The following is a 24,817-nucleotide window of genomic DNA, read 5'->3' as shown; positions in this document are numbered from 1 at the left end:
AAATCACAATTATCGGTTGATTTATGCCTGTTTTCTGATACAATAAGCAATGGATTTGAAAAAGAGGAATATTGGAAGAGGATTTTTATGAAATACGGGACAGTTATCAAAGAATATTTTTATATTACGGTCAGCACGCTGTTAATTGTTGTGGGTGTCTATTTCTTCAAATTTCCGAACAACTTCACCTTCGGCGGCGTGACCGGCCTTTCGGTCGTTCTCGGCAGGGTCACCCCTATCTCGCCGAGTACTGTCAACCTGATTCTGAATGTGCTGCTCCTGATTCTGGGCTTTCTGTTTCTGGGAAGAAATTTCGCCGTTAAAACCGTGTATTCCAGTCTGCTGCTTTCCCTGTGCCTTTCGGGCCTTGAGCGCTTTTACCCGATGAGCAGACCGCTCACCGATCAGCCGATGCTGGAACTGGTATTTGCGGTGGCACTGCCCGCGTTCGGTTCAGCCCTGCTGTTCAACATAGACGCTTCCAGCGGCGGCACGGACATTGCCGCCCTGATCATGCAAAAACACACCACCTCCGATATTGGACACGCACTGTTTTACAGCGACGTGCTGATTACCCTGTCCGCTTTTTTTGTTTTCGATATCAAGACCGCCCTTTTCTCCACCTTCGGCCTGCTGGCCAAATCGCTGGCCATTGACAACGTGATTGAAAGCATCAACCTCGCCAAATATTTTAACGTGGTCTGCTCCAATCCGGAGATCATCTGTCATTACATTGTACATGACCTGAAACGAAGCGCTACGGTCTGCGACGCGGAAGGGGCTTTTTCCCACAAGCACAAATATATTATCTTCACCGCCATGCGCCGCCCACAGGCGGTACAGCTCAGACGGTACATTAAAAAAGTGGAGCCCGACGCCTTCATCCTGATCTCCAACACCAGCGAAATCATCGGCAAAGGCTTTCACGGCTGACAAGAAAATCCGGCAGAAGCGAAGCGGAAACTTTCCGTTTCGCTTTTTTATTTGACAATTCCGCCGTTTTGATCTATTATAATTTAGTAATTTACTAATTTACTAAATTTTTGAGGTGAGGTTATGAAAATTCCTGCGACACTGAAGCACAAACCCGTGATCGTATCGGAAAATTACGAAAACATTGACGGAAGAAGCGCTTACCATTCCGACACAAAGGGGCTTTCTTTGGGGCTGGCGCAATGGAACGACCGCGGCAAGGTGGACATTTCCGCAAAGGTATGGCGCTATACGGGCGAAAAATGGTCGCGCCAGTCGGAAGAGCTGCCGCTGCACCGCGTGATCGACCTCGCCATACTGATCTGCCGGGCAAAGCAGTATTTTTCGGAAGCCTACCGCTTTGAAAAGCTGTACGACCCGGAGCATACCACCATCGACCGCATCGGGCTGCAGGGCGACGCCATGACCGTCTCCGTCTGTACGGACAACCCGATGATCGACGAGGATATCCGGCTTTTCTCACAGGCGCTCAGCAACAACGATGAATTTTTAAGCGAACGCCTGAAAACGCTCGCGCTTATTTTGAAGGACATGGGGTATTAGAAAAGATGGACAAGCAAAACAAAAAGGAACTGACCGCAAGATATAAGGAACGCAAAATTACCGGCGGCGTATACGCGGTTGTAAACAGCGCGACCGGCAAAATGCTGGTCCTGTCGGCCAACGACCTGCAGGGCAGCAGAAACCGGTTCGAGTTTTCCCAGAAAACGGGCAGCTGTATCAACTTAAAGCTGCGGGACGACTGGCAGAAATACGGAAGCGCCGCCTTCCGCTTTGAGGTTCTGGAGGAGCTGGCAAAAAAGGAGACCCAAACAACGGAGGAATTTGCACAGGATATCGATACTCTGTACGAACTCTGGGCGGAAAAGACCTGTATTGACCGGAAAATGTAAAAAGCCTGTCAGGCATCGATAAAGCTGCGGCAGGGCCGGCGCTCAAGCGCCGGCCCTGCCGTTGTCGTATGCCTGTTCCCAAACCAGCTTTTCATACTCCCCGACCGGCATCGGCTTCGCGAAATAAAAGCCCTGGATCGCATCGCATCCCGCTTTTTTCAGGAAATCCACCTGCTGCTCCGTCTCGATCCCTTCCGCGACGGTAGTAATGTTCAGCTGTTTCGTCATGGCAATAATATGATTCACGATGATTTCCGACCGCCGCTGCTCCTGTTCGTCACTGACAAGGAAAAAACCGCGGTCCAGCTTCAGCGTGTCCAGATTCAAGCATTTCAGGGTGTTCAGCGAGGAATATCCCGTACCGAAATCGTCCATGGAAAGCCGGAATCCGATCCGGTGAAGCTCGTCTATCAAAGTGACAAAGAGCCGAATGTTATCGAAAACGGCGCTCTCCGTCAGTTCGAGCTCAATCAGGTTCGGCGGAATTTCATGTCGAATCAGCGGCTGGCAGATGCTGTCCACAAAATCGGCCCGGTATAAATCCGTTCTTGAAATGTTGATGGAGACCGGCAGAGGGTCCAGCCCCAGATCAAGCCACTTGCGCTGCTGCCTGCAGACCTGCTCCAGAATATTGAGATCAAGGTCGATCACGGAACCGTTCTTTTCAAAGATGGGGATAAACTCGTTCGGCTGAAGCATGCCGTATTTCGGGCTGTTCCAGCGGACCAGAGCCTCCGCGGCGCAAACGGTCCCCTCCGGCAGCCTGTATTTCGGCTGATAATATACGATAAACTGGTTTTCCCGGAGCGCTTCCTCCATCTGCTCCTCTATTTCCCTGTTCCGCTTCATTTCCCGGCGCATGGCCTCGTCAAAGAAAGCGTAATTACCGCCGAGTCCGCCCGCAACGGCTTCGCGCGCAAGATTTGCCCGGTCGATCATTCTTCTGACGGAAATGCTTTTATCCGAAATTCTGTAAATTCCAAATGTAAAAGCCTGTTTTTCTATAAAATTCACATTGCTCAGCTGATGCGCCCTCGCGGTAAAACAGCGGATAAAATCAAGGGCTTCCTGATCGTTTCCGCACCGCACAAACGCCAGGAACGAGCCGTCCTTGCTTCTGCAGCACAGTTCCCCTTCCTTCAGGACGTCGGCCAGCGCCCGCGCAAGGCGGCAAAGAAGCTGGTCCACCGTCTGATGGCCGTAAATATCATTGATCACCGCCAGCTTATTGATATCGAAAACGAGGATGCAATACTTGCCTGACGGATTCCTGCCGAGCTTATCCCCCACATCCATTTCAAATTTATAGATATTGGAGATGCCGGTAAGACTATCGTAATAAGCCATCTTTTCCAGCTTGCTCTCACTCTGCCTGCGCCCGTGATAAATATAGAGAAGAAATCCGCAGTAAGCCAGCACCGTAGCGGCGGCAAGAACCGCTTCCCGGGCCATGAGCTCTCTGGAAATCTCCCTGAGGTACGGCTGGGCGGAAGCATTCAGCATATGATAAAGACTGATCGCATTGACAATCGCGCTCAGACAGACAAACCCAATGGAAGCAGCGGCCATAAAAACAGATTTTGTATCATTTCTTCTGAATTGTTTTTTCAATCGTACACCGCCTAACAAAAGTTGGATGGGAAACCGATTTCTATTTTAGAATACTACAAAATTCCCCAAATTACAATTCAAATTTCCCATAGGAAAATTTGAAATTTTCCGGGCTTTAAATTTTTGTAATTAAAATTATATAATCTTATTGACAAATTATATAACATGTATATAATGTTAATAAAGGAACCGAAGAGGTTTTTACCAGCAGGCCTACGCCCGGCGCACCGGAGGAAACGGACGCCGGCGGGGTTTTCCGTCACCCCCCTCAATCAGGCTTTGCCTGCCGGTTCCCTCAAAGAGGGCGCCTAAGGGAGCTGCATGGCCTGACCGGCTGCCTGAACAGAAATACACGTAATAACAATTGGATTGGGATGAGCATCATGGGAAGAAGCGTATACAGCCTGGTACTGATCGACGACGTTGTAGACGCCATAGACAAAATCGCGTATGAAAAGAAGACGAGCCGCAGCAATCTGATCAATCAGATTCTGGCCGAATACTGTTCGTACTCCACTCCCGAAATGCGCATGCGGGATATTTTTGAAGGCGTAGAGCAGATGATGTCCGACTGGGAAAGCTTTCAGGTACAGCTTCAGCCCAGCGACGCGATGATCTCTATCCGTAGCGCATTAAGGTACCGATACAAGCCCACTATCCGTTATATGTTGGAGCTGTATCGGACGTGCGGGCCAACGGTGGGCGAGCTGCGCGTTTCGATGAGAACGCAGAGCCGGCAGCTGATTGAAATTCTAAACGATTTTTTTGATTTCTGGTTTGCATTGGAAAACAAATATATCGGTTCCCTGTTCCCGCACGGAGAGGTTTTCTGCGAAATTACGCCCGGAAAGTACGCCCGGCAGTTTTTGCTGCCGCAGGACAGCGCCCGGCAGACAAACGAAGCCATCGCGGCCGCGATTTCAGATTATATTCACGTATTCGATACCTGTATGAAGCTGTACTTTGCCCATCTGGACGAACCGGAGAAGGCGCTTGCGGCTCTTGAGAAAAAATATCTTCAATATAGGAAAAACAGTGTCATGATATAGCAACGATGAGCAAGGAGGTTTGATTTTATGAACGCTCAGAAATTCACCCAAAAATCACTGGAGGCTATCCAGGAAGCGCAGAACATCGCGATTGAACACAACAATATGCAGATCGAGGAAGAGCATTTGCTGCAGGCGCTTCTGACGCAGGAAAACGGCCTGATTCCCCAGCTTTTCAAAAAGATGGATATCCAGCCGGAAGCAGTTCTGCGCAGCGTGGAACAGCAGGTCGCAAAGCTGCCCGGCGTGACCGGTCCGGGACGTGAGCCCGGAAAGGTCTATGTTTCGGCTGATGTGGACGCGGCGCTGGTCGGCGCGGAAAAGGAAGCCGAGCGCATGAAGGACGAATACGTCTCGGTTGAACATATTCTGCTGGCCCTCCTGAACCGCCCGAACGCCGGGGTACAGGCTGTTTTCAACACCTTCGGCATCAATAAGAACAAATTCCTCACCGCGCTGTCCACCGTGCGCGGCAATACCCGGGTGACGAGCGATACCCCGGAGGAAACCTACGATTCGCTTTCCAAGTACGGGCAGGATCTGGTGGAGCTGGCGAAAAACCACAAGCTGGACCCGGTCATCGGCAGGGACTCCGAAATCCGCAACGTCATCCGCATCCTTTCCCGCAAAAGCAAGAACAACCCCGTTTTGATCGGCGAGCCCGGCGTGGGCAAAACGGCCATTGCCGAGGGCCTTGCCATCCGCATTGTGCGCGGGGACGTGCCGAACAATCTGAAGGAACGAAAACTGTTCTCCCTGGACATGGGCGCGCTGATCGCCGGGGCAAAGTTCCGCGGTGAGTTTGAGGAAAGGCTCAAGGCCGTCCTGAATGAGGTCAAAAAGAGCGAGGGCAGGATTCTTCTGTTTATCGACGAGCTGCACACCATTGTGGGCGCGGGCAAAACCGAAGGCTCCATGGACGCGGGCAATATTTTAAAGCCCATGCTTGCGCGCGGCGAGCTGCACTGCATCGGTGCCACCACCCTGAACGAGTACCACCAGTACATTGAAAAGGACGCGGCGCTGGAACGGCGTTTCCAGCCGGTCATGGTGGAGGAACCCAGCGTTGCGGACACCATTTCCATCCTGCGCGGGCTGAAGGAACGGTACGAGGTTTTCCACGGCGTCAAAATTCAGGATCAGGCGCTGATCGCGGCCGCCGTGCTTTCCAACCGCTACATCTCCGACCGGTTCCTGCCGGACAAGGCGATCGACCTGGTGGACGAAGCCTGTGCGATGGTCCGTACGGAGATCGATTCGATGCCGACGGAGCTCGATGAGATTTCCCGGAAAATCATGCAGCATGAAATTGAAGAAGCGGCGCTGAAAAAGGAAACCGACTCCCTTTCCCAGGAGCATCTGAAGGAAATCCAGAAGGAGCTGGCCGATCTGCGCGCACAATTCAAGGAAATGAAAGCAAAATGGGAAAATGAAAAGCAGGCTATTTCCAAGGTTCAGAAGCTGCGCGAGGAAATCGAAAAGGTCAATGCCGAGATTGAAAAGGCGGAGCGCAGCTATGACCTGAATAAAGCGGCGGAATACAAATACGGCAAGCTCCCCGAGCTGACCAAGCAGCTGGAAGCGGAGGAACAGATTGCGGAACAGACGCAGGCTTCCGACTCCCTGCTGCGCGACAGGGTCACCGACGAGGAGATCGCAAAGATCATCGGACGCTGGACCGGTATCCCGGTTTCCAGGCTGATGGAAGGCGAGCGCGAAAAGCTTCTCAGGCTGGACGATATCCTGCACGAACGGGTGATCGGTCAGAACGAGGCCGTGGAAAAGGTGACGGAAGCTATTCTTCGCTCCCGCGCGGGCATTCAGGACCCTAACCGGCCGATCGGCTCGTTCCTGTTCCTCGGCCCCACCGGCGTAGGCAAAACCGAGCTGGCCAAGGCGCTGGCTCAGGCGCTGTTCGACGACGAGCACAACATGGTGCGCATCGATATGACGGAATACATGGAAAAATATTCGGTGTCCCGCCTGATCGGAGCGCCTCCGGGCTACGTCGGCTACGAGGAGGGCGGCCAGCTGACGGAAGCAGTGCGCCGGCACCCGTACTCCGTCGTACTGTTCGACGAGGTGGAAAAGGCCCATCCCGACGTGTTCAATATTTTGCTGCAGGTTCTGGACGACGGCAGAATCACCGACTCCCAGGGCAGGACGGTGGACTTTAAAAATACCATCATCATCCTCACCTCCAATCTGGGCTCCGGCACGATACTGGAGGGGATACAGCCGGACGGGCAAATCGGCGAGGAAGCCAAGGAGCAGGTACACGCCATGCTCAGGCAGCAGTTCCGCCCGGAATTCTTAAACCGGCTGGACGAAATCGTCTTCTACAAGCCGCTGACCAGACCGGAAATCAACCGGATCGTCGACCTGCTGATCGCGGACCTGCAGAAGCGACTGGAAGAAAAGCAGCTCGGCGTAAAATTGACGCCCGCCGCCAAAGAGTACGTCGTAGATCAGGGCTATGATCCCGTTTACGGCGCCCGTCCGCTGAAAAGGCTGATTCAGAGCAAGGTGGAGACTTTGATCGCAAAGGCCATCATCTCTCAGGATCTAAAGCCCAAAACAACGTTGACAATCGATTACGATGGCAGTAAGCTTATTGTAAAAGAAAAGGAAACGGGGAATGAACCATCATGATGTACAGGATTTTCGGGGACACCATCGTGGCCCGAATCGACCGCGGTGAGGAAATCGTCCAAAGTCTGAAGGCTATCTGTGAGAAGGAAAACGTCGGGCTTGCCAGCGTCACCGCCCTTGGCGCGGTGGGGCACGCGGTCGTGGGCCTCTACCGTGTCGGGGAAAAGAAGTATTATTCCAACACCCTTGACGGGGAAATGGAAATGACCGCGCTGACCGGCAATGTTACGCAAAAAGACGGAGAAGTATATCTGCACCTGCATGCCAATTTTGCCGACGCGCAGGGGCATGTGTTCGGCGGCCATCTGAACGAAGCCGTCGTCAGCGCTACGTGTGAAATGTTTATCCATACTCTAAAGGGTTCCGTGGGACGCCGTCCGGATGAAGCTACGGGATTGAACTTATTTGATATGTAAAAATGATCTGCTCAGATAAAATGATATAATAAGAAATGAGGAAAATCACATGGTAAAACACATCGTCCTATGGACTCTGACGGAAGATGCCAGGAAAAACATTGACACGGTTGCGGAGGATCTGCAAAAAAGGTTCAAAGCGCTGCTGGGCGTGGTGGACGGGCTGACGGCGATTGAAATTGGCCGCAACTACAACGGCGGGACCTTCGATTTGGTTCTGTACTGTGAATTCACCACCAGGGAAGCGCAGGACAACTATCAGGACCACCCCGCGCACGTCGCCGTGAAACAGGTTGTCCACTCGCTTGTGTGCGGCAGGGACTGCGTCGATTACGAAATTTAACAGGTTAATTCTTTAAAAGAAGCAGGGAAGACAGCGATCGGGCTGGCTTCCCTGCTTCTTTCGTTTCGCGCCGAATATTCGGCATCTGAATGGTACAAAAATCGTTTTCACCAATATTATAGTGTAAGAGGACTCAAAAAGAACGATATTCAGGATACAAGGAGGCTTCTGAATTGAATGAAATCAGTACGTTGAACAGCCTAAAGGTCGGCCAAACCGCTACTGTGAAAAAGCTGCGCTCAACCGGAAGCATGAGACGGCGGCTTCAAGATATTGGATTGATCGAAGGAACACAGGTCGAATGCCTTCAAAAAAGCCCTTCAGGCGACCCCATTGCCTATTTAATCCGCGGCGCGGTCATCGCGCTCAGACAGGAAGACAGCAGCAACGTGATGATCAGCGCGAATTAATCCGGACTCAATGCAATTCTGCGAATACAAATGAAAATTTGCGCTTGCAGAATTGCTTTTCCATAAAAAACTGATAAGGAGTGATTGTGGTGGGATTGGCTGCAAACCCGACCGGGATCAAATGGATTGATTCCGGTCTTACTATAAACAGGGAAAACCCCGACGACAGGGTCATAGCGCTGGCCGGAAATCCCAATGTGGGCAAAAGCACTGTTTTCAACGCCCTGACCGGCATGAACCAGCACACTGGCAACTGGCCGGGCAAAACCGTAACGAACGCACAGGGAAAATGCTCCTACGACGGGGTCAATTATATCATGGTCGATATTCCCGGTACATATTCCCTGATGGCGCATTCCGCCGAAGAGGAGGTAGCGCGGGATTTTATCTGCTTTGGAAGCCCGGACGCGGTCATCGTCGTCTGTGACGCGACCTGTCTGGAAAGAAACATGAATCTGGTGCTGCAGACCATTGAAATCACCGATCATGTAGTGGTCTGTGTGAATCTGATGGATGAAGCAAAAAAGAAACACATCCATATTGATTTCGGCAGCCTGCAGAAGGATTTGGGCGTTCCCGTAATCGGCGTTACGGCCCGGAGCGGAAAAAAGCTCGGGAAGCTGATGGAAACGGTCGGCAGCCTGAAAACGGAAAATTTCATCAGGCCGATTCAATTAAAATACACCGCGCCGATCGAAGAAGCCATTTCCATTGTGGAACCCGCCGTGAAAGCATGCCTCGGCGAAAAGCTGAATTCCCGCTGGGCGGCGCTGAAGCTGATCGACAACGACGAAAGTCTTCTCAGAAGCATGAGCGACTATCTTGGGTTCAATCCCGCGCTGGAGGAACCCGTCGCCTCAAAAATCGCGCAGGCAAGACAGCGTCTGGAGGAAAACGGCATCAGCGGCGAAGCGCTGCGCGACCAGATCGTTTCCTGCCTGATTATCACCGCCGAGGGAATCTGCGCCGACGCGGTGACGTTTGAATCCGACAGCTACAATGCAAGGGACCGGAAAATCGACCGGATACTGACCAGCAAATGGAGCGGCTTTCCCATTATGATTCTGCTTCTGATGCTGATTTTTTACATCACCATTACCGGCGCGAACTACCCGTCCGCGCTGCTTTCGGATGCCCTGTTCCGCTTTCAGGATATTTTGCTCGCGTTTTTCAGCCGGATCGGCGCGCCCTCGTGGGTTTCCGGCATGCTGGTCATGGGCATTTACCGTGTGCTTGCGTGGGTCGTATCGGTGATGCTGCCGCCCATGGCGATTTTCTTCCCCCTGTTTACCCTGCTGGAGGACTTGGGGTACCTGCCCCGGATTGCCTTCAATCTGGATAAATATTTCAAAAAAGCCCACACCTGCGGAAAACAGGCGCTGACCATGTGTATGGGATTCGGCTGCAACGCGTGCGGCGTGTCGGGATGCCGGATCATCGATTCGCCGCGGGAAAGGCTGATTGCCACCATTACCAACTGCTTTGTTCCCTGCAACGGACGGTTCCCCACCCTGGTCGCGATTATCTCCATGTTCTTTGTCGGAACGGTTTCCGCGCCGTTTCAATCCTTTTTTTCCACCTGCCTGCTGACCGGTACGATCATTCTGGGAATCTTTATGACTTTTATCGTCTCAAAGCTTCTCTCCGTTACCATTCTGAAAGGAATCCCCTCCTCCTTTACACTGGAGCTTCCCCCCTACCGCAGGCCGCAGATCGGAAAAGTGATCGTCCGCTCCATCTGCGACCGCACCCTGTTCGTTCTGGGCAGAGCGGTGGTCGTGGCCGCCCCCGCCGGGCTGATTATCTGGCTTTTGGCAAATATCCATGTCGGCGGAGCCAGCCTGCTGCTCCACTGCTCGAATTTTCTCGACCCGTTCGCAAATCTTCTGGGGCTGGACGGGGTGATTCTGCTCGCATTTATTCTGGGCTTTCCCGCCAATGAAATCGTGGTGCCGATCATCATTATGGCGTACATGTCCACAGGGAGCATTCTGGAACTGGGAAGTCTGGAAGAGCTGAAAAACCTCCTCCTCAGCAACGGGTGGACCTGGCTGACCGCCGTATGCACCATGCTGTTTTCCTTAATGCACTGGCCGTGCTCCACCACCTGCCTGACCATCCATAAGGAAACGCAGAGCTGGAAATGGACGGCTGTCTCGTTCGCAGTTCCCACCGCCGCGGGCATGGTGATCTGTTTCCTCTTCGCCGGCACAGTAAGGCTTTTAGGCCTGCTGTAATAAATAAAGCCTGATAACAAGGAAATGCCGTTACTGCACAGCTGGACTGTTGCAATACGGCATTTCCCTTTGTATTTTAGAGAATATTTTCTCAGTGTTCCATCATCTTGACGCCGTTGCTTGTACCGATCCGGTCCGCACCGGCGTGAATCATGTTCATGGCATCCTCATAGGTCCGGACACCGCCCGAAGCTTTTACCTTTGCTTTTCCCTGTACGGCACGTTTCATCAGCTCTACATCGTGGACAGTAGCACCCCCGGTGCTGAAGCCGGTCGACGTTTTCACAAAATCGGCGCCCGCCTCCACAGCGAGTTCACAGGCTTTTCCTTTTTGTTCATCGTTCAAAAGGCAGGTTTCAATAATTACTTTTAATAACGCCTTTGGATGTGCTTCGCGGACAACCGCCCGGATATCCTGAAGCACGGCCTCATAATTCCCGTCCAGCAACGCACCGATATTGATCACCATATCCACCTCTCCGGCGCCGTCCTGTACCGCCTGCTTTGCCTCAAAGGCCTTTCCCTGCGTGGACATTGCGCCGAGCGGAAAGCCGACGACACAGCACACAGTGACTCCGGAATCCTTTAAAAGCGTATTTGCCAAAGGGACATAATACGAATTGACGCAAACGGAAGCAAAATGGTATTGCCTTGCCTCCTTACAGAGTGTTTCTATCTGTCCTTTGGTTGCGTTCGGCTTTAAAAGCGTGTGATCAATATAAGTTTCCAGTTCCATAATCTTTCCTCCTGTATCATTCATAAAGGGCAGACTCCGCCCGTATTTTCACCGAAAACCGGTGGGCCGCTTCCGTGCCGCGGTCCACCGGTAAAATCAGACTAATCTCTGGTCTTTACGGAATCGACGTTTTCTTTTGTAACCAGAGTGGATTCAAGGATCACGCTCTTTTCAACCTTTTCGCCCTTCAGGTATTTTACAGCGGTCTGAACCGCGTTTTTGCCCAGGAAATAAGGGGGCTCGTTGATGGTGGCCTTCATCTTATCTTCCTTAATTGCTTTCATGGTATCATCGAGGCAGTCATTGCCGACCAGTACGATGTCCTTTGTCCGTCCGGTCGCTTCAATGGCTTCGAGGCATCCGAGCGCCATCTCGTCGTTCGCCGCGTAGACGGCCTGGATATCCTTGTTCGCCTGAAGAATATTTTCCATGACCTTCATTGCTTTGGCTCTGTCAAAATCCGCGCTCTGCGTGGCAACCTTCTTGATGTCCGGATATTTTGCAATGACATCGTTAAAGCCTTTGCTTCTGTCCTGCGCAACATTCGTGCCCATAATGCCCTGAATTTCCACTACATTTCCTTTGCCTTTCAGCGTATCGGCGATAAACTGTCCCTCAAGGCCGCCCGCTTTGATCGCGTTAAAGCCCATGTGGCTGACGACTTCTCCGCCCTTCGCGGCACGGTCAATCGTAATCACCGGGATTTTCGCATCGTTCGCTTCCTGAATGGCGGACACGATCGCGTCGCTGTCGGCCGGGTCGATGATGATGAGGTCCGGTTTCTGTGTAATCAGGTTTTCAACATCCTTCATCTGGGTGGACGCATCGTTCTGCGCATCGGTTACCACCAGCTTGGCTCCCAGCTCCTCCGCGCCTTTCTGGGCGCCCTCTTTCACGCTGACGAAGAACGGATTGGTCTGCGTATTCATTGAAAGACCAATGACGAGCTGTTTGTTTGAGCTTTGGGCGGGTGCGGCGCTCTCCGCCGCTTTTGATTCAGCGGTGCTGGTCGCGGCTCCGGTGGAACAGCCCGCGGCTGTCGCGGCAATCATTGCTGCGGATAGTACCAACGCCAATAATTTTTTTGACCTTTTCATAAACTTCTCCCTTTCTTTCTACCAATTTATTGATTAACTTTAGCTGACAAGTCCTTGAATTTCTTGTCGGCCAATACGGCGATAAGAATAACAACGCCCTTCACAATATTGGTGGCAAACGGGTTTACGTTCATCAGTGTGAGGATATTGTCAAGCACCCCCAGAATCAGTGCGCCGATTACCGTCGGAAGAATAAAGCCCTGGCCCCCCGCCAGACTGGTTCCGCCGATGATAACGGAGGCGATGGCATCCATTTCATATCCTTCCCCCGCCGTGGCGGCCGCTGTACCAAGCCTTGCGGTGAGGATGATGCCGGCCAGGCCGGAAAGCAAAGCGATGATGATATAGACAATCCATTCGTTCTTTACAACGGAAATCCCGGAAAGTCTGGCCGCCTCACGGTTCCCGCCGATCGCGTAAACCGTGCGCCCGTATGCGGTGTGCGTAAGTAAAATATAGGCGGCCAGATAAACGAACAATAGAATGATAATCGGAACGGGAATTCCGGCAAGGCTGCCTTTTCCCACAGCCTTATAGATATCCGACTGTACGGAGATCGGCGTGCCGTTGGTATAAACAAGAATGCAGCCTCTCAGGAGGGTCATCATTGCCAATGTGGCGATAAAGGCTGGAATTCCGCACTTTGCAATAAAGAATCCATTGATGAATCCACAAATAAGACCGGTTAAAAGGCCGATGCCGACGGCGAGCGGAACGGAGTCCGTCGTCTGCAGCGCACCGGCGGAAAATGCGCCGGCCAGTCCCACTACGGAGCCTACCGAAAGATCAATTCCGCCTGTCAGGATCACAAACGTCATCCCTGCGCCGATAATGGCGGTAATGGAAACCTGCCGGATTACGTTCAGCATGTTGGAGACGCTTAAAAAGGCGGGCGACAGGAATGCGGCAACAATCAGGATCAGGGCAAGAATGATGCTCGTTCTATGTACGGTTAAAACCCGAAAGGCTTTCTCTTTCGCATTCATTCACCAACACCTCCTGCGGCATAGGCCAAAATCAATTCCTGATTAGATTCATTTCTATTTAAGGACATGACAATTTTTCCTTCCCTCATAATCAGTATGCGGTCGCTCATCCCAATGAGCTCCGGTAAATCTGATGAAACCAGGATGATGCTTTTCCCTTCCTCCGTCATCCGGTTCATGATTTGATAAATTTCCGACTTGGCGCCGACATCGACTCCGCGGGTAGGCTCATCCATGATACAGATCGACGGGACCGTTTCAAGGATTTTTGCAAAGACCACCTTCTGCTGATTTCCGCCGCTTAAATTCTGTCCCAGCTGGTTGTAGGAACTTACCTTAATATTCAGGGAGCGAATGTTTTTGGTTACCATTTTCTCCTCTGCCTTATGGTTTACGAAAGAATGGCTGCATATTTTTTTCAGCGATGACAGCGAAATGTTTTCCTTTACGCTCCGGATGAGAATCAATCCCTCGTTTTTCCGGTCGTCGGAAACAAATCCGATTCCGGCCCGAAGCGCTTTGCGCGGAGTGCCGCAGTCCGCCGGTGCATTCCCGATTTTTATTTCGCCCTTTTCCATGGGGATGGCTCCGTACAAAATTTTGGAAAGCTCGATATTTCCGGATCCCATCAGCCCGGCGATTCCGAGGATCTCCTCCTTTTTCAGCTCGAAGCTGACGTCCTTTACCCCGCACCCCGTAATGTTCTTTGCTTCCAAAACCGTTTCCTGTCCGGAATACTCTCTGTGGGGATACAGGTCCGAAATGTCCTTACCCACCATCATCGACACCAGCTCCTGGTAACCAATATCCCCGATACTTTTTGTCGCCACATTTTTTCCGTCGCGGAAAACCGTGACCCGGTCAGCCAGCTTGAAGATTTCATCCAGACGATGGGATATGTAAATGATCGAAATACCTTCCTGTGAGAGTGACCGGATGATGGAGAACAGGATGTCGATTTCCTCATCGGTCAGCGCCGCTGTCGGCTCATCCATAATAATGACCTTTGCGTTTCTGGACAGGCACTTGGCAATTTCGACCATTTGCGCCTGTGCAACAGACAGCTTATTGACCGGAAGCTGTGGATCAACGTTCAGCTTGAGCCGATCCAGCAGCTCCTTTGCTTTCTGATTCAGCGTTTTCCAGTCAAACAGCCCGTTCTTCTTTTTGGGAAGAGCTTCCAAAAAAATGTTTTCGGCAACTGAAAGATAGGGGATCAGGTTGAACTCCTGATAAATCATGGAAATTCCTTTGTCCCTGGCTTCTTTCGTAGAGTGGAAAGAAACTTTTTCACCTTCAAAATACATGTTCCCGGAAGTATAAGGATGCGCGCCGGAAATAATCTTCATCAGCGTGGATTTGCCTGCGCCGTTTTCACCGCACAGAGCATGAATTTCGCCTTTTTTTATTTCAAGGTGTACACCGTCAAGTGCTTTTACGCCTGGAAAAATTTTGACAATGGAGTTCAGTTTTAAAATGATATCGTCTTCCGGCATTCTTTGACCTCCCTTCCTTCAGTAGGCACATGCACAAACCAAAATAACGCTTGGATAAGGGGTGAATTCCCCGGTGCGGACAATCGCCCTGGAGGATTTGCTTTTTTCTTTCAGGTCCACATGATCTACATATTCTATTGGAATATCCTTTGGAAGCACTTCCAGAATCTTCTGATGCATGTCCGGGCTGACCGTTTTCAGTTCTTTTGCAAGAATCGCCTTTTCCACCACAATGCTGCTCAGAATTTCTTTCAATACATCCAGATACTTTGGTTCGTTCGGTTTCCATGCCAAATCCACCTTTTCCACTCCGTCCGGAACGGGCAGACCGGCATCGCTGACAACCAGCGTATCCTTATGGCCGAGATCAGCCAGCACATGGGCAAGCTGCGCGTTTAAAATTCCACCTTTTAACATTTGCGTTCTCTCCTTTGACTGTTTTCAGGACGTTTGCTTTATTTATGTTCTGATAAGAACTGATCGATCTCGCTGCGCACAGGCATGGAGGGAGTCGTCCCCATCCGTGTGACGGAAATGGACGCCGCCGCGTTTGCAAACCCGCAGGCTTCCCAGATATCCTTGCCCTCCGCAAGAGATGCAACCAGCGCGCCGTTGAAGGCGTCGCCCGCGCCCGTAGTGTCAAGCACATCCACCTTGGGTACGGGAAGAATTCCGTGCTTTTGAGCCGTTGAAACGAACACGCCCCGTTTTCCAAGGGTGATGACAACGGTTTTTACTCCTTTGCCGAAGAAATACTCCGCCGCTTTCTGGGCGTTTTCCTCGCTGTCAACCTTAATGCCTGTCAGAATTTCCGCTTCCACCTCATTGGGCGTAATAATATCGACCTTTCTCAGAAGCTCGTCGCTGATCGGCTGTACGGGAGCCGTATTGAAAACAACGGTTACACCGTAACGGTGCGCCATGTCCACGACGCGCTCCACGGCATCCACGTTGGTTTCCAGCTGCGTTAAAAGATACCCCGAATTTTTGACGATTTCTTCAATGGAGTCCACGTCTTCCTTCGTAATTTCGGAACATGCGCCCAGCGTAACCATGATTGCGTTCTGGCTGGTCGTTTCATCCACCATGATCAATGCGGCACCGGTTTCACTTTTTTCCGAAAAAAACACATGGCTTGCATCCATATCCAGCTCCTTCATCGTATTCAGTGCAATATTACCGAAGGTATCGTGCCGGATTTTTGTCACCATTGTGACATCCGCGCCGGCTTTCTTGGCCGCGACCCCCTGATTGAAACCTTTTCCGCCGGGTCCGATCCGGAACATCGACCCTTTTACAGTCTCTCCGGGTACGGGCAGATGGGGCGCTCTGGACATTAGATCAACAACAAAGCTTCCGAATACGGTAATGTGCTGCTGTTTCATAATCATTCCTCCATTAAAAATATGTAACCGGTTCCATATCACGGCATAAAAAATCAGCTGAGCCCTTTTAATTTTTCGGAACCACGCAGAATCAGTTTCGGCATCAGAATGGTCCGCTGGATGTTATCCGTATTCTTGCTGGATTCCAGTTTTTCCATCAGCAGTGTAATGGCCACTTCACCCATGGCAAAAGTGGGACGGTCAATCACCGATATCTTGATATTGAGAATATTCAGCATTTCAATTTCATCGAACCCAAGCAATGAAATATCTTCCCCGATTTTCTTTCCGGTTTCATTCAGATATTTAATGCACCCAAGCGTCATCATATTGTTGGAAGAAAAAATAGCGGTGGGAAGCGGTGACATGGAAAATATTTTCTTCGTGATTTCATATCCGCTTTCAAGCCTGAAATCGCCGTAGAAAATCAGGTTTTCATCCAAAGGAATCTGATAGGCTTCGAGGGCCTGTTTGTACCCCCTGAGACGGTCGCGCCCCGGCTTGGAAGTCTTGGGGCCCGCGATAATGGCGATCCGCCGGTGTCCGTTCTGAATCAGCGCCTGCATTCCCTCAAAGGTGCCGGCAATATTATCAATAAACACGCCGTCAAATTTGGAATGCTTCACATCTCTGTCGATCAGGACAATGGGAATGCCGATGCTTTCCATAAATTTCAGATATTCCGCATTGAATTCATTGGCGTCTGAGGTTGGCGTAATAATGATTCCCTTCAGCTTCTGCCCTTTCAGCATTTTCAGTGAACGCCGCTCATTCTCTTCGCGCTCATTGGTATCGCAGAGCAGAATATTCAGGTTGGACTTCTCCGCTTTCATTGTAATTCCCTTGATGACCTCGCCAAAAAACGGATTGTTGATATCCGGTACCACAACGCCGATGGTATTTGTTTCATTTTTACTCAGATTTCTTGCCAGAACATTGGGGACATATCCGTTTTCGCGGATAGTTTCCTCCACAATGGTTCTGGTTTCCATCTTTACATAGCCGCTGTTATTGATGACTCTGGAAACCGTTGCAGGGGATACTTTTGCAATTTTTGCAATGTCTTTTATTGTAAGCAATGGCCAATACACCTTTCGCAAAGATTTTGCAGAAAATTTATAAAACTGGTTTCATAAAATTGTAGATTAATCAGTTCATCTCTTAGTGTGGTTTTATTATATCTTAATAATTTTTAGATATCAATTATAATATTATCCAATAATATAAAAAATAATTAAACAATTTAAATAATGGAAACGATTTCACTATATTTGTTCATATCTGAAATCAGGGCTTTGATATCAGATCCATTTAAAGAATTCTGACATAAAAGGAGAGCTTTGTCAGGCACAAAGATCAACCAGAAGAGCAAAATTTCAATGAATTCAAACGCTTTTATGGAATCCATTTCATATATTCAGGGACCAAACAGGCCTCTATTGATCCATAGCAAAAGGGCTCAGAACAATGATTGTTCTGAGCCCTTTTGCTATCATCGGTTTGCGAGGCAGACAGTTGTATGCCGTACATAAAACCCCTGCCTTTCAGGGAATCCATTCAATTTTGTGAAACGGATAAATGATGCCTGCGGTAATAAAGCAGAGCGGCCAGCACCACCAGAATGCAGAGCGCCGCATACAGGAAGAAGAGCTTGCTCTGCAGGCCGCCCGAAAGAATAAAGAGGGAGCCGAGCGTCGCCAGAATGGGAACGGCGACCCCGCGGAAAGCACTCTTGATTTCTCCCGCGCGGTAAAGCGCAAACACCTTGTAGTACAGAATAATATAAAAAATATAGCTCATAACGATAGCGATTTCAGAAACATCCGAATTGGGGAGCAGCCCGAATTTGACGGTAATAAAATGGATTGCCGCCCAGAATGTGGTGATAACATAGCAGAAGATTGCGGAATTCACCGGCATCCCGTGTTTTTCGTCCAGCTTTGAGAGCTTGTCCGAAAGCGGAAACATCCCTTCCCCGCGCAGGGCCATAGAGTATGGAAGGCGGATATAACCCAGAATAATGCCGTTTGCCGTACCCATTACCGCAATAATAACGAAAACCAGAACCAGCTGCGCGCCGAAACCTCCGAACAGATTTTTGGCGACCGTATAGACATGGGCGTCCTGCAGCGCGACGATTTTCTGAGGGTCCAGCAGGCTGGAAACGCCGACAAAATACGCGACATAGGTAATCAGGATAATGACCGGCGCAATAATCAGCGCGCGGGGCAGGTTCTTTTTGGAATCGCGGATTTCCGGCGCAATGGAAGTGGAAATGGACCAGCCGTCAAAGGAATAGGCGATCGGCCCAATGGCGGAAAGCCAGGCCGCTCCCCCCAGAGTACTGGGGGCAATGCTTTGAAACCCTTTGGCGGGATTGCCGAAAAACAGGCCGCATACCGCAATGACGGCCAGAGGAAGCATCTTGCTGACGGTGGAAAAATTCTGGAACCCGCCGCCCAGTCTGGCGGACAGGGAATTCATCATAAAGTTCAGCGTAAAAAAGAGGAAGCCGATCAGCATTTGATTTTCCAGTGTGCCATCCCATCCGAACAAAAGGCAGACGTAAATGCCAACCACCCACGAAACAACCGCGGCAATGGTGGGCAGATACACGAAAATCTGGAACCACCCCATCCCGCAGGCGAGTTTTTCGCTCGCGAATTCCTCTACATACGTGATGACCCCGCCCGGGCGGTCGGTGCGGGAGGCCAGCTCGCTGATACAGAGCCCCCCGAAAATAATGCTGGTCGCACCCAGCACGAAAACAAGTACACCAAGCGGGACGCTTCCTCCGGTAGCTGCCAGAATATTGTCGCTCTTAAAGAAAATTCCAGAGCCGATGCAAATACCGATAATCATGGTTACCGTAGTAAATAGTCCGTAATGGTGCCTTGTCTGTTCCATATATTATTATCTCCCCAAACCAATTTTCCTGCCTGATTGCAGCGTTTCTATTCTATCACAGCGCAATGCATTTGAATAGTGTCTGAGCAAGAAAAAATCTCTCTTTTGCCGGGAAGGCAAAGGAGAGATAAAACCCTATTTTTTATTCTTTCTGGTACAGGAATGGCAGGATGAGCACCGGCTGCAGTCGCCGCAGCATTCCTTTCTGTGCCGGTAGGAATACCGGATTGCGAACACAAGCAATACGGCGATCACCGCCAGAATCGCATAATCAATCAGCTGCATAACGCTCCCTTCCGCCGTCAGCGGCAAATCAAAAGGCCGATATGATAGACAAAAAATGCCACGATCCAGGCGACGCCCGTCTGGTAAAGCACCATGGCCACCGCATTTTTCGAGCTGTTCATTTCACGCCGGACGGCGCTGATTGCCGCAACACAGGGCGTATAAAGCAGCGTAAAGGTCAGGTACGACCACGCGGTCAGCGGAGTGAAAAGCTGGGACAGCGCCGCGGGCAGATTGGAAACGCTGGTTCCTGTCAGAACCGCAAGCGTGCTGACGACCGCTTCTTTGGCGGTAAAGCCGGTAATCAAAGCGGTGGAAACACGCCAGTCGGTAAAGCCGAGCGGAGCAAACAGCGGCGCGATCACCTTGCCGACGCCGGCGAGCATGCTGTCGGCGCTTGTGGCCACCACATTGAAGCGCGTGTCAAAGGTCTGAAGAAACCATATGATAATCGTTGCCACAAAGATAACGGTAAATGCACGCGTTAAAAAATCCTTTGCCTTATCCCACATCAGCAGCGCAACACTTTTCGCACTGGGAAGGCGATAGTTCGGCAGTTCCATGACAAACGGCACCGGTTTCCCGTGGAAAAGCGTGCTCTTCAGGATCAGACCGCTGATAATGCCGACGAGGATACCGGTAACATAAAGGGCAATCATCACCAGCGCACGGTGCTTCGGGAAGAACGCGACGGTAAACATCGCGTAAATCGGCAGCTTTGCGCTGCAGCTCATAAAGGGCGTCAGAAGGATGGTCATTTTGCGGTCGCGTTCACTGGAAAGAGTACGGGTCGCCATGATGGCGGGAACGGAGCAGCCGAACCCGATCAGCATCGGCACAAAGCTGCGGCCCGAAAGCCCGATCTTGCGCAGCAGCTTATCCATGACAAAGGCGACCCGGGCCATATACCCGCTGTCCTCCAGAATGGAAAGGAAAAAAAACAGCACCACGATGATGGGTAAAAACGAAAGCACGCTGCCGACCCCGGCGAATACGCCGTCGATCAGAAGCGAATGCACGACCGGGTTGATGCCGTACGCGGTCAGGCCCGCGCTGACGGCTTCGGTAACGAAGTCGATGGCAAGGGAAAGAAGGTCGCTCAGCGCGCTGCCGATCACCCCGAAAGTCAGGTAAAACACCAGCATCATAATGGCAAGGAAAATCGGAATAGCGAGATATTTGTGCGTCAGGATTTCGTCGATCGCCACACTGCGCCGGTGTTCTTTGGATTCCCCTATTTTTACGACGGAATCCTTGCACAGTCCCTCGATAAACGTGTAGCGCATATCCGCCAGGGCGGCTTCCCTGTCGGTGCCGAGCTCCCGCTCCATTTCCGTTACGCTGTGGCCCACCATATCCTTTTCGTTGTCCGAAAGGCCCAGCGCGTTCATCATGGGATCGTCGCCCTCGACCAGCTTCGTCGCCGCAAAGCGCGGAGGTACGCCGATCCGTTCGGCGTGATCCTCCACCAGATGGGCCACGGAATGAATGGCTCTATGTACTGCACCGGTGCAAAAGTCCTGGCGCCTCGGTTTCTGCTTTGCTGCGGCGGTGCTGATCGCCGTTTCAATCAGCTCGTCGATCCCTTCGTTCTTGCTGGCGGAAATGGGAACGACCGGCACGCCGAGTTCTTTTTGAAATTTCTCTATAATAATGGTCCCGCCGTTGGCGCGGACCTCATCCATCATATTTAAAGCAATTACCATGGGAAGATTCAGCTCGATCAGCTGCATGCTCAGGTAAAGATTGCGCTCAACATTGGTTGCGTCCACGATATTGATAATCCCGTCCGGATGGTTGTTCAGTATAAAGTCGCGGGTGACAATTTCTTCACTGGTATAGGGAGAAAGAGAATAAATGCCCGGAAGGTCCACCACCGTCACGTCGCGGTGCCCGCGGATGACCCCGTCCTTTCTCTCAACCGTAACCCCCGGAAAATTTCCTACATGCTGGTTGGAACCGGTGAGCTGGTTGAACAGCGTTGTTTTCCCGCTGTTCTGGTTCCCGGCTAACGCAAAAATCATCGGCTTAACGTCCCTTCCACTTCAATCTTTTTTGCATCCTCAATCCGAATGGTCAGTTCGTAGCCCCGAAGATGGATTTCAATCGGATCGCCCATCGGCGCAACCTTTCTCACCATCACCTCCGTGTGGGGAGTCAGTCCCATATCTAACAGCCTGCGCCGCAGCGCGCCCTCACCCCTGACTTCAACAATCTTTGATTTACGGCCGATTTGCAGTTCATTTAAGGTCATAAGAGCCTCCATCATCTGATTTCTTATTTACTTGTGATGCTCCTCAAGCATTATATGTTAGCCTCTGCTAACATATAATATTTTAGTCTGTACAATGGGATTTGTCAAGGAAAGCGTGGCTAATTGTTAAATGTTTTTCAAAAACAGATTCCCGCATTCCTTCCCTCGATTTTTTACTTTAGAGCGCAAAAAAGCGGCCGCAACAGCGAACCGCTTTTTCATATTGTGAGACAAAACACGTTCCTCCCCACCGAAGGCGGGGAGGAACGTAACCTTGTTGCAGAATGAACTGAAAATGCTGTATTATATGATGAAATTTCCGTTCCGGAACACAGCGATCTGTTTTCCGTCCCATGTGGTACCGGTAATCTCCATATCCGCGCTTCCGAACATAAAATCGCAGTGGATTTTGGAATAGTTGGAGCCGAGTTTTTCCCGTTCTTCCCGCTTTAATTCCGCGCCGTTTTTCAGATTGTCCGGATAGGAAGCGCCGAGCGCCAGATGACAGGAAGCGTTTTCGTCAAAGAGCGTGTTCAGGAACAGAATCCCCAGCCGTGAAATGGGAGAGTCGTACGGAATCAGCGCCACTTCGCCGAGGTAACAGCTGCCCTCGTCGAAGCCGATCAGATTTTTCAGGGTGTCTTGTTCCTTTTCCGCCTGAAAACCGATTACCTTTCCGTCCTGAAAATCCAGATGGAAATTTTCGATCAGCTTGCCCTGGTAGCTCAGCGGCTTTGTGGCGTATACACGGCCGTCCACTCTGTATTTATCCGGCATGGTAAAGACTTCCTCGGTCGGCATATTCGGATTGAAAACCGCGCCGTTTTTCGCCTTGTCGCAGCCGCCCGCCCAGATGTGGTCTTTCACAAGTCCGACCGTCAGGTCCGTTCCCATTCCGTTTTTAAAATGGAGGGACTTGAAACGGAACCCGTTCATTAAATCGCAGTGATGACTGAGCTCCTCATTGTGTCGCTCCCACTCGGCGACCGGGTCGTTGTCCTCCTTAATCCGGACGCTTGTGAGAACCGCGTCCCACAGCGCGGCAAGGGCCTTTTCGTCGCTGAGGTCCGGAAAGACTTTTTTCGCCCACGGGACGGTCGGAATCGCGACGATGGACCACTGGCCGTAGTTCGCCATCGTATAGTATTCAAACGGCTCAAACGCGGTTTCTTTGGCCATACGGACGGTCTGGAGCTTCTTTCCGTCAATTTCCGCCAGAAGTCCGGGAGTCGCGGATTCGACATACAGGAAACAACATTTTTGGTCGATGCAGTTTCTCTTCTGCTCAATTTTCCACGGGGCTATCCGGGCCAACGTTTCCGTGCTTTCATGCTGAAGGGCAAGCTTTGCCACCGCTTCGTCCTTCCAAAGGACAAGCACTTCCCCGGCGCCCGCCCGGTACGCTTCCTCCACGCACAGGCGGGTAAAATACGCACACTCGACGGACGACGTAAGGACAAGAAGCTGCCCCGGCTGCACATGGACCCCCATACAGACTGCCAGGCGCGCATATTTGCGCAATATTTCCTCTTTTACCATCAATAATCTTCCCTTCTTTTTGATGTTCAATGTTCCCGCTGCAAATCAGTTTATACCCATTGGGGCCGCAATCAATCCCATCCCTGCTGCTGAAGCTTCCGCGCGGAAGCTTTCAGCTGTTTGCGCCTCGCCGGATAGTCCGGCAAAACCTGCCCGACCAGCGCCCAGAAGCGCGGAGAATGGTTATGCTCTACGGTATGCGCAAGCTCATGGACGATCACATAATCGATCTGCTCCGGCGGTACAAGAATCAGTTTCCACGAATAGCTCAGACGGTTTTTTCCGGAGCAGGAGCCCCAGCAGGTACGCGCCGAGCCAATCCGCACGCCCGAGGGCCGAAAGCCGGTGCGCACGGCATAATCCTCCGTCCTGCGCGAAAGGACGTCCAGCGCAATCGACTGATACAGGCGGACAAGCTTCGGTTTCAGCGTTTCAAACGCTTCCTGCGGCAGGATGAACCCTGTCCCGTCAAAAGCGACGCGTTCCCCGGGCAGTACCGGGTATTCCTTCCCCATCAGCGGCAGCGTCGAGCCCGGGGAAACGCTGAATTCCTGCCGGGCCGCGGCGTTCGCCGCCATCTGAGAGGACTTCTCCTCTATCCATTCCTGCTTTTCACGGATAAAGCGGTCGATTATCCCCTGGGCGGCCCTCAGCGGGGCGCGAACGGTCACGTTGCCGTCCCGGTCCACACAGATGGCAATGGTTTTGCGCCGGGAGCGGATCAGCTGATATTCCATTTACTTCCCCCTGCGTTTCATTCCCCGTATGACCGCTTTGGTGCGGTCGTCCACACGGAAGGATTCCACGATTTTCTGCAGCGTTTTGTTGTAGGTCCAGTCGTCCAAGCCGTCCGTGCGCAGATAAGCCATGGTCTTTTCCGGATATTTCACAAAGCAGACGGACAGCGCCCACGCCACACCCATCCTGACATAATAGCCGTCGTGGCGCACCCGGTAGTAAATTTTCAGAACCGGATCGATGGTTTCGTCCGTAATAAAATAATCCATCAGCATGATGACGGCAAAGCGCAGCTCGTATTCGCTGCCGCTTTGCAGATACGGCTGTAAAAAGGCGAACAGCCTTTCCCGGTCCTTCGCCGCCGCTTTCAAAGTGGAGCAAAAGCCGTCGCACACCGCCCAGCTGTTGATTCTCGGGACAAAGTCCGCTATCAGGGCGAAAAGCTCGTCCTGCTCCATTTTGGCATAGCCGATGAGAAACCCGCGCAGCATAATTTCTTCCATGGAGGCGTCCCGCAGCCCAGCAAGGCAGGCGCGCCAGTCACCCTTTCCGATCTGCTTTGCAAGCGCCCGCAGCTTTGGGATACGCACGCCGAGAATATGCTCTACCCCGGGGACAATTTTATACTGCATCTCTCGGTACGGCTCGTCGGCCAGCGAAAGAAGGTGCTCCGAGAGCGAAGGATAACCGGTGTATACAAAATCGTTTTTCATATCATTTCCCCTGCTGTGATTTGGTAATTCCATTATATATTTTTTTGGGAAGAAAGACAACAGCCGCCGGTCATTTT

The 24,817-nt window shown here is 51.4% G+C and carries 24 protein-coding genes; 9 read left to right on the top strand and 15 right to left on the bottom strand.

From position 1 onward, the window contains the following. The first annotated feature begins 87 nt into the window (after positions 1-87). The 3 genes from LY85_RS17940 (at position 88) to LY85_RS17930 (ending at position 1,886) form a co-directional block, all read left to right on the top strand. A complete protein-coding gene (locus LY85_RS17940; RefSeq protein ID WP_038323486.1) occupies positions 88-933 on the top strand; it encodes a YitT family protein in 846 nt (281 codons plus the stop codon). Between the two features lie 123 nt (positions 934-1,056). After that, positions 1,057-1,536 carry a DUF6530 family protein gene (locus LY85_RS17935; protein ID WP_038323485.1) on the top strand — a complete coding sequence of 160 codons (480 nt, stop codon included), beginning with the start codon at positions 1,057-1,059 and terminating at the stop codon, positions 1,534-1,536. A 5-nt stretch (positions 1,537-1,541) separates the two neighbouring features. Next, positions 1,542-1,886: a GIY-YIG nuclease family protein gene (locus tag LY85_RS17930; RefSeq protein WP_141827741.1), complete on the top strand. Its 345-nt coding sequence runs from the start codon at positions 1,542-1,544 to the stop codon at positions 1,884-1,886. A 42-nt stretch (positions 1,887-1,928) separates the two neighbouring features. Here the strand turns inward: LY85_RS17930 and LY85_RS17925 are convergent, their stop codons facing one another. Then, positions 1,929-3,497: a bifunctional diguanylate cyclase/phosphodiesterase gene (locus LY85_RS17925; RefSeq protein WP_141827740.1), complete on the bottom strand. Its 1,569-nt coding sequence runs from the start codon at positions 3,495-3,497 to the stop codon at positions 1,929-1,931. A 383-nt stretch (positions 3,498-3,880) separates the two neighbouring features. On the opposite strand from LY85_RS17925, the gene LY85_RS17920 reads away from it, so the two are divergent. The 6 genes from LY85_RS17920 to feoB (LY85_RS17895) all read left to right on the top strand — a co-directional run bounded on the left by LY85_RS17920 (position 3,881) and on the right by feoB (LY85_RS17895) (position 10,604). Then, entirely contained in the window at positions 3,881-4,546 is a 666-nt protein-coding gene (locus LY85_RS17920; protein WP_038323482.1) for a hypothetical protein, read from the top strand. A gap of 27 nt (positions 4,547-4,573) precedes the next feature. Next, on the top strand, positions 4,574-7,198 hold the full coding sequence (gene clpB / locus LY85_RS17915; protein ID WP_141827739.1) for an ATP-dependent chaperone ClpB: 2,625 nt from the start codon (positions 4,574-4,576) through the stop codon (positions 7,196-7,198). Continuing rightward, positions 7,195-7,614: a PPC domain-containing DNA-binding protein gene (locus LY85_RS17910; RefSeq protein WP_141827738.1), complete on the top strand. Its 420-nt coding sequence runs from the start codon at positions 7,195-7,197 to the stop codon at positions 7,612-7,614. Before clpB ends, LY85_RS17910 begins: the two co-directional genes overlap by 4 nt. A gap of 49 nt (positions 7,615-7,663) precedes the next feature. Then, positions 7,664-7,957: a Dabb family protein gene (locus LY85_RS17905; RefSeq protein ID WP_141827737.1), complete on the top strand. Its 294-nt coding sequence runs from the start codon at positions 7,664-7,666 to the stop codon at positions 7,955-7,957. Between the two features lie 173 nt (positions 7,958-8,130). Further along, complete coding sequence (locus LY85_RS17900) at positions 8,131-8,367, top strand: FeoA family protein (RefSeq protein WP_038323477.1); 237 nt, start codon at positions 8,131-8,133, stop codon at positions 8,365-8,367. A gap of 89 nt (positions 8,368-8,456) precedes the next feature. Then, positions 8,457-10,604 carry a ferrous iron transport protein B gene (gene feoB / locus LY85_RS17895; RefSeq protein ID WP_038323475.1) on the top strand — a complete coding sequence of 716 codons (2,148 nt, stop codon included), beginning with the start codon at positions 8,457-8,459 and terminating at the stop codon, positions 10,602-10,604. Between the two features lie 91 nt (positions 10,605-10,695). Here feoB (LY85_RS17895) and deoC read toward each other — a convergent pair whose 3' ends face one another. The 14 genes from deoC to LY85_RS17825 form a co-directional block, all read right to left on the bottom strand. Then, positions 10,696-11,340, bottom strand: a complete 645-nt coding sequence (gene deoC, locus LY85_RS17890; protein WP_141827736.1) for a deoxyribose-phosphate aldolase — start codon at positions 11,338-11,340, stop codon at positions 10,696-10,698. Positions 11,341-11,441: 101 nt separating this feature from the next. Next, complete coding sequence (locus LY85_RS17885; protein WP_141827735.1) at positions 11,442-12,437, bottom strand: substrate-binding domain-containing protein; 996 nt, start codon at positions 12,435-12,437, stop codon at positions 11,442-11,444. A gap of 26 nt (positions 12,438-12,463) precedes the next feature. After that, the gene (locus LY85_RS17880; RefSeq protein WP_141827734.1) at positions 12,464-13,423 is read right to left on the bottom strand and encodes a ribose ABC transporter permease; all 960 of its coding nucleotides are present in this window, start codon (positions 13,421-13,423) and stop codon (positions 12,464-12,466) included. Next, positions 13,420-14,919, bottom strand: a complete 1,500-nt coding sequence (locus tag LY85_RS17875) for a sugar ABC transporter ATP-binding protein (protein WP_141827733.1) — start codon at positions 14,917-14,919, stop codon at positions 13,420-13,422. Before LY85_RS17875 ends, LY85_RS17880 begins: the two co-directional genes overlap by 4 nt. An 18-nt stretch (positions 14,920-14,937) precedes the next feature. Then, entirely contained in the window at positions 14,938-15,336 is a 399-nt protein-coding gene (rbsD, locus tag LY85_RS17870) for a D-ribose pyranase (protein WP_141827732.1), read from the bottom strand. 38 nt (positions 15,337-15,374) lie between these two features. After that, entirely contained in the window at positions 15,375-16,304 is a 930-nt protein-coding gene (gene rbsK, locus LY85_RS17865; RefSeq protein ID WP_243122608.1) for a ribokinase, read from the bottom strand. Between the two features lie 53 nt (positions 16,305-16,357). Further along, a complete protein-coding gene (locus LY85_RS17860) occupies positions 16,358-17,383 on the bottom strand; it encodes a LacI family DNA-binding transcriptional regulator (RefSeq protein ID WP_243122607.1) in 1,026 nt (341 codons plus the stop codon). Between the two features lie 478 nt (positions 17,384-17,861). Further along, complete coding sequence (locus LY85_RS17855; RefSeq protein WP_141827730.1) at positions 17,862-19,211, bottom strand: APC family permease; 1,350 nt, start codon at positions 19,209-19,211, stop codon at positions 17,862-17,864. A gap of 135 nt (positions 19,212-19,346) precedes the next feature. Further along, positions 19,347-19,496, bottom strand: a complete 150-nt coding sequence (locus LY85_RS17850) for a FeoB-associated Cys-rich membrane protein (RefSeq protein ID WP_141827729.1) — start codon at positions 19,494-19,496, stop codon at positions 19,347-19,349. 17 nt (positions 19,497-19,513) lie between these two features. Continuing rightward, positions 19,514-21,520, bottom strand: coding sequence for a ferrous iron transport protein B (feoB, locus tag LY85_RS17845; RefSeq protein ID WP_038323465.1), 2,007 nt, complete (start codon positions 21,518-21,520; stop codon positions 19,514-19,516). Further along, positions 21,517-21,750: a FeoA family protein gene (locus LY85_RS17840; protein ID WP_243122606.1), complete on the bottom strand. Its 234-nt coding sequence runs from the start codon at positions 21,748-21,750 to the stop codon at positions 21,517-21,519. The genes feoB (LY85_RS17845) and LY85_RS17840 overlap by 4 nt, the downstream gene beginning before the upstream one ends. A gap of 303 nt (positions 21,751-22,053) precedes the next feature. Beyond that, complete coding sequence (locus LY85_RS17835; RefSeq protein WP_141827728.1) at positions 22,054-23,289, bottom strand: aminopeptidase; 1,236 nt, start codon at positions 23,287-23,289, stop codon at positions 22,054-22,056. 71 nt (positions 23,290-23,360) lie between these two features. After that, the gene (locus tag LY85_RS17830) at positions 23,361-24,026 is read right to left on the bottom strand and encodes a SprT family zinc-dependent metalloprotease (RefSeq protein ID WP_141827727.1); all 666 of its coding nucleotides are present in this window, start codon (positions 24,024-24,026) and stop codon (positions 23,361-23,363) included. Next, a complete protein-coding gene (locus tag LY85_RS17825) occupies positions 24,027-24,740 on the bottom strand; it encodes a DNA alkylation repair protein (RefSeq protein ID WP_141827726.1) in 714 nt (237 codons plus the stop codon). It abuts the gene before it with no gap. Positions 24,741-24,817 lie beyond the last annotated feature (77 nt).

The organism is Clostridium sp. KNHs216, from assembly GCF_006714885.1.
Taxonomy (GTDB): Bacteria; Bacillota; Clostridia; order Oscillospirales; family Acutalibacteraceae; genus Caproiciproducens.
This window is presented reverse-complemented; position numbering and strand designations above follow the sequence as displayed.

Excerpts from the sequence above, each read along its gene's own strand:
- LY85_RS17940 (WP_038323486.1), top strand. The coding sequence starts at position 88 with ATGAAATACGGGACAGTTATCAAAGAATATTTTTATATTACGGTCAGC.
- LY85_RS17935 (WP_038323485.1), top strand. The coding sequence starts at position 1,057 with ATGAAAATTCCTGCGACACTGAAGCACAAACCCGTGATCGTATCGGAA.
- LY85_RS17930 (WP_141827741.1), top strand. The coding sequence starts at position 1,542 with ATGGACAAGCAAAACAAAAAGGAACTGACCGCAAGATATAAGGAACGC.
- LY85_RS17920 (WP_038323482.1), top strand. The coding sequence starts at position 3,881 with ATGGGAAGAAGCGTATACAGCCTGGTACTGATCGACGACGTTGTAGAC.
- clpB (WP_141827739.1), top strand. The coding sequence starts at position 4,574 with ATGAACGCTCAGAAATTCACCCAAAAATCACTGGAGGCTATCCAGGAA.
- LY85_RS17910 (WP_141827738.1), top strand. The coding sequence starts at position 7,195 with ATGATGTACAGGATTTTCGGGGACACCATCGTGGCCCGAATCGACCGC.
- LY85_RS17905 (WP_141827737.1), top strand. The coding sequence starts at position 7,664 with ATGGTAAAACACATCGTCCTATGGACTCTGACGGAAGATGCCAGGAAA.
- deoC (WP_141827736.1), bottom strand. The coding sequence starts at position 11,340 with ATGGAACTGGAAACTTATATTGATCACACGCTTTTAAAGCCGAACGCA.
- LY85_RS17885 (WP_141827735.1), bottom strand. The coding sequence starts at position 12,437 with ATGAAAAGGTCAAAAAAATTATTGGCGTTGGTACTATCCGCAGCAATG.
- LY85_RS17880 (WP_141827734.1), bottom strand. The coding sequence starts at position 13,423 with ATGAATGCGAAAGAGAAAGCCTTTCGGGTTTTAACCGTACATAGAACG.
- LY85_RS17875 (WP_141827733.1), bottom strand. The coding sequence starts at position 14,919 with ATGCCGGAAGACGATATCATTTTAAAACTGAACTCCATTGTCAAAATT.
- rbsD (WP_141827732.1), bottom strand. The coding sequence starts at position 15,336 with ATGTTAAAAGGTGGAATTTTAAACGCGCAGCTTGCCCATGTGCTGGCT.
- rbsK (WP_243122608.1), bottom strand. The coding sequence starts at position 16,304 with ATGAAACAGCAGCACATTACCGTATTCGGAAGCTTTGTTGTTGATCTA.
- LY85_RS17855 (WP_141827730.1), bottom strand. The coding sequence starts at position 19,211 with ATGGAACAGACAAGGCACCATTACGGACTATTTACTACGGTAACCATG.
- LY85_RS17850 (WP_141827729.1), bottom strand. The coding sequence starts at position 19,496 with ATGCAGCTGATTGATTATGCGATTCTGGCGGTGATCGCCGTATTGCTT.
- feoB (WP_038323465.1), bottom strand. The coding sequence starts at position 21,520 with ATGATTTTTGCGTTAGCCGGGAACCAGAACAGCGGGAAAACAACGCTG.
- LY85_RS17840 (WP_243122606.1), bottom strand. The coding sequence starts at position 21,750 with ATGACCTTAAATGAACTGCAAATCGGCCGTAAATCAAAGATTGTTGAA.
- LY85_RS17835 (WP_141827728.1), bottom strand. The coding sequence starts at position 23,289 with ATGGTAAAAGAGGAAATATTGCGCAAATATGCGCGCCTGGCAGTCTGT.
- LY85_RS17830 (WP_141827727.1), bottom strand. The coding sequence starts at position 24,026 with ATGGAATATCAGCTGATCCGCTCCCGGCGCAAAACCATTGCCATCTGT.
- LY85_RS17825 (WP_141827726.1), bottom strand. The coding sequence starts at position 24,740 with ATGAAAAACGATTTTGTATACACCGGTTATCCTTCGCTCTCGGAGCAC.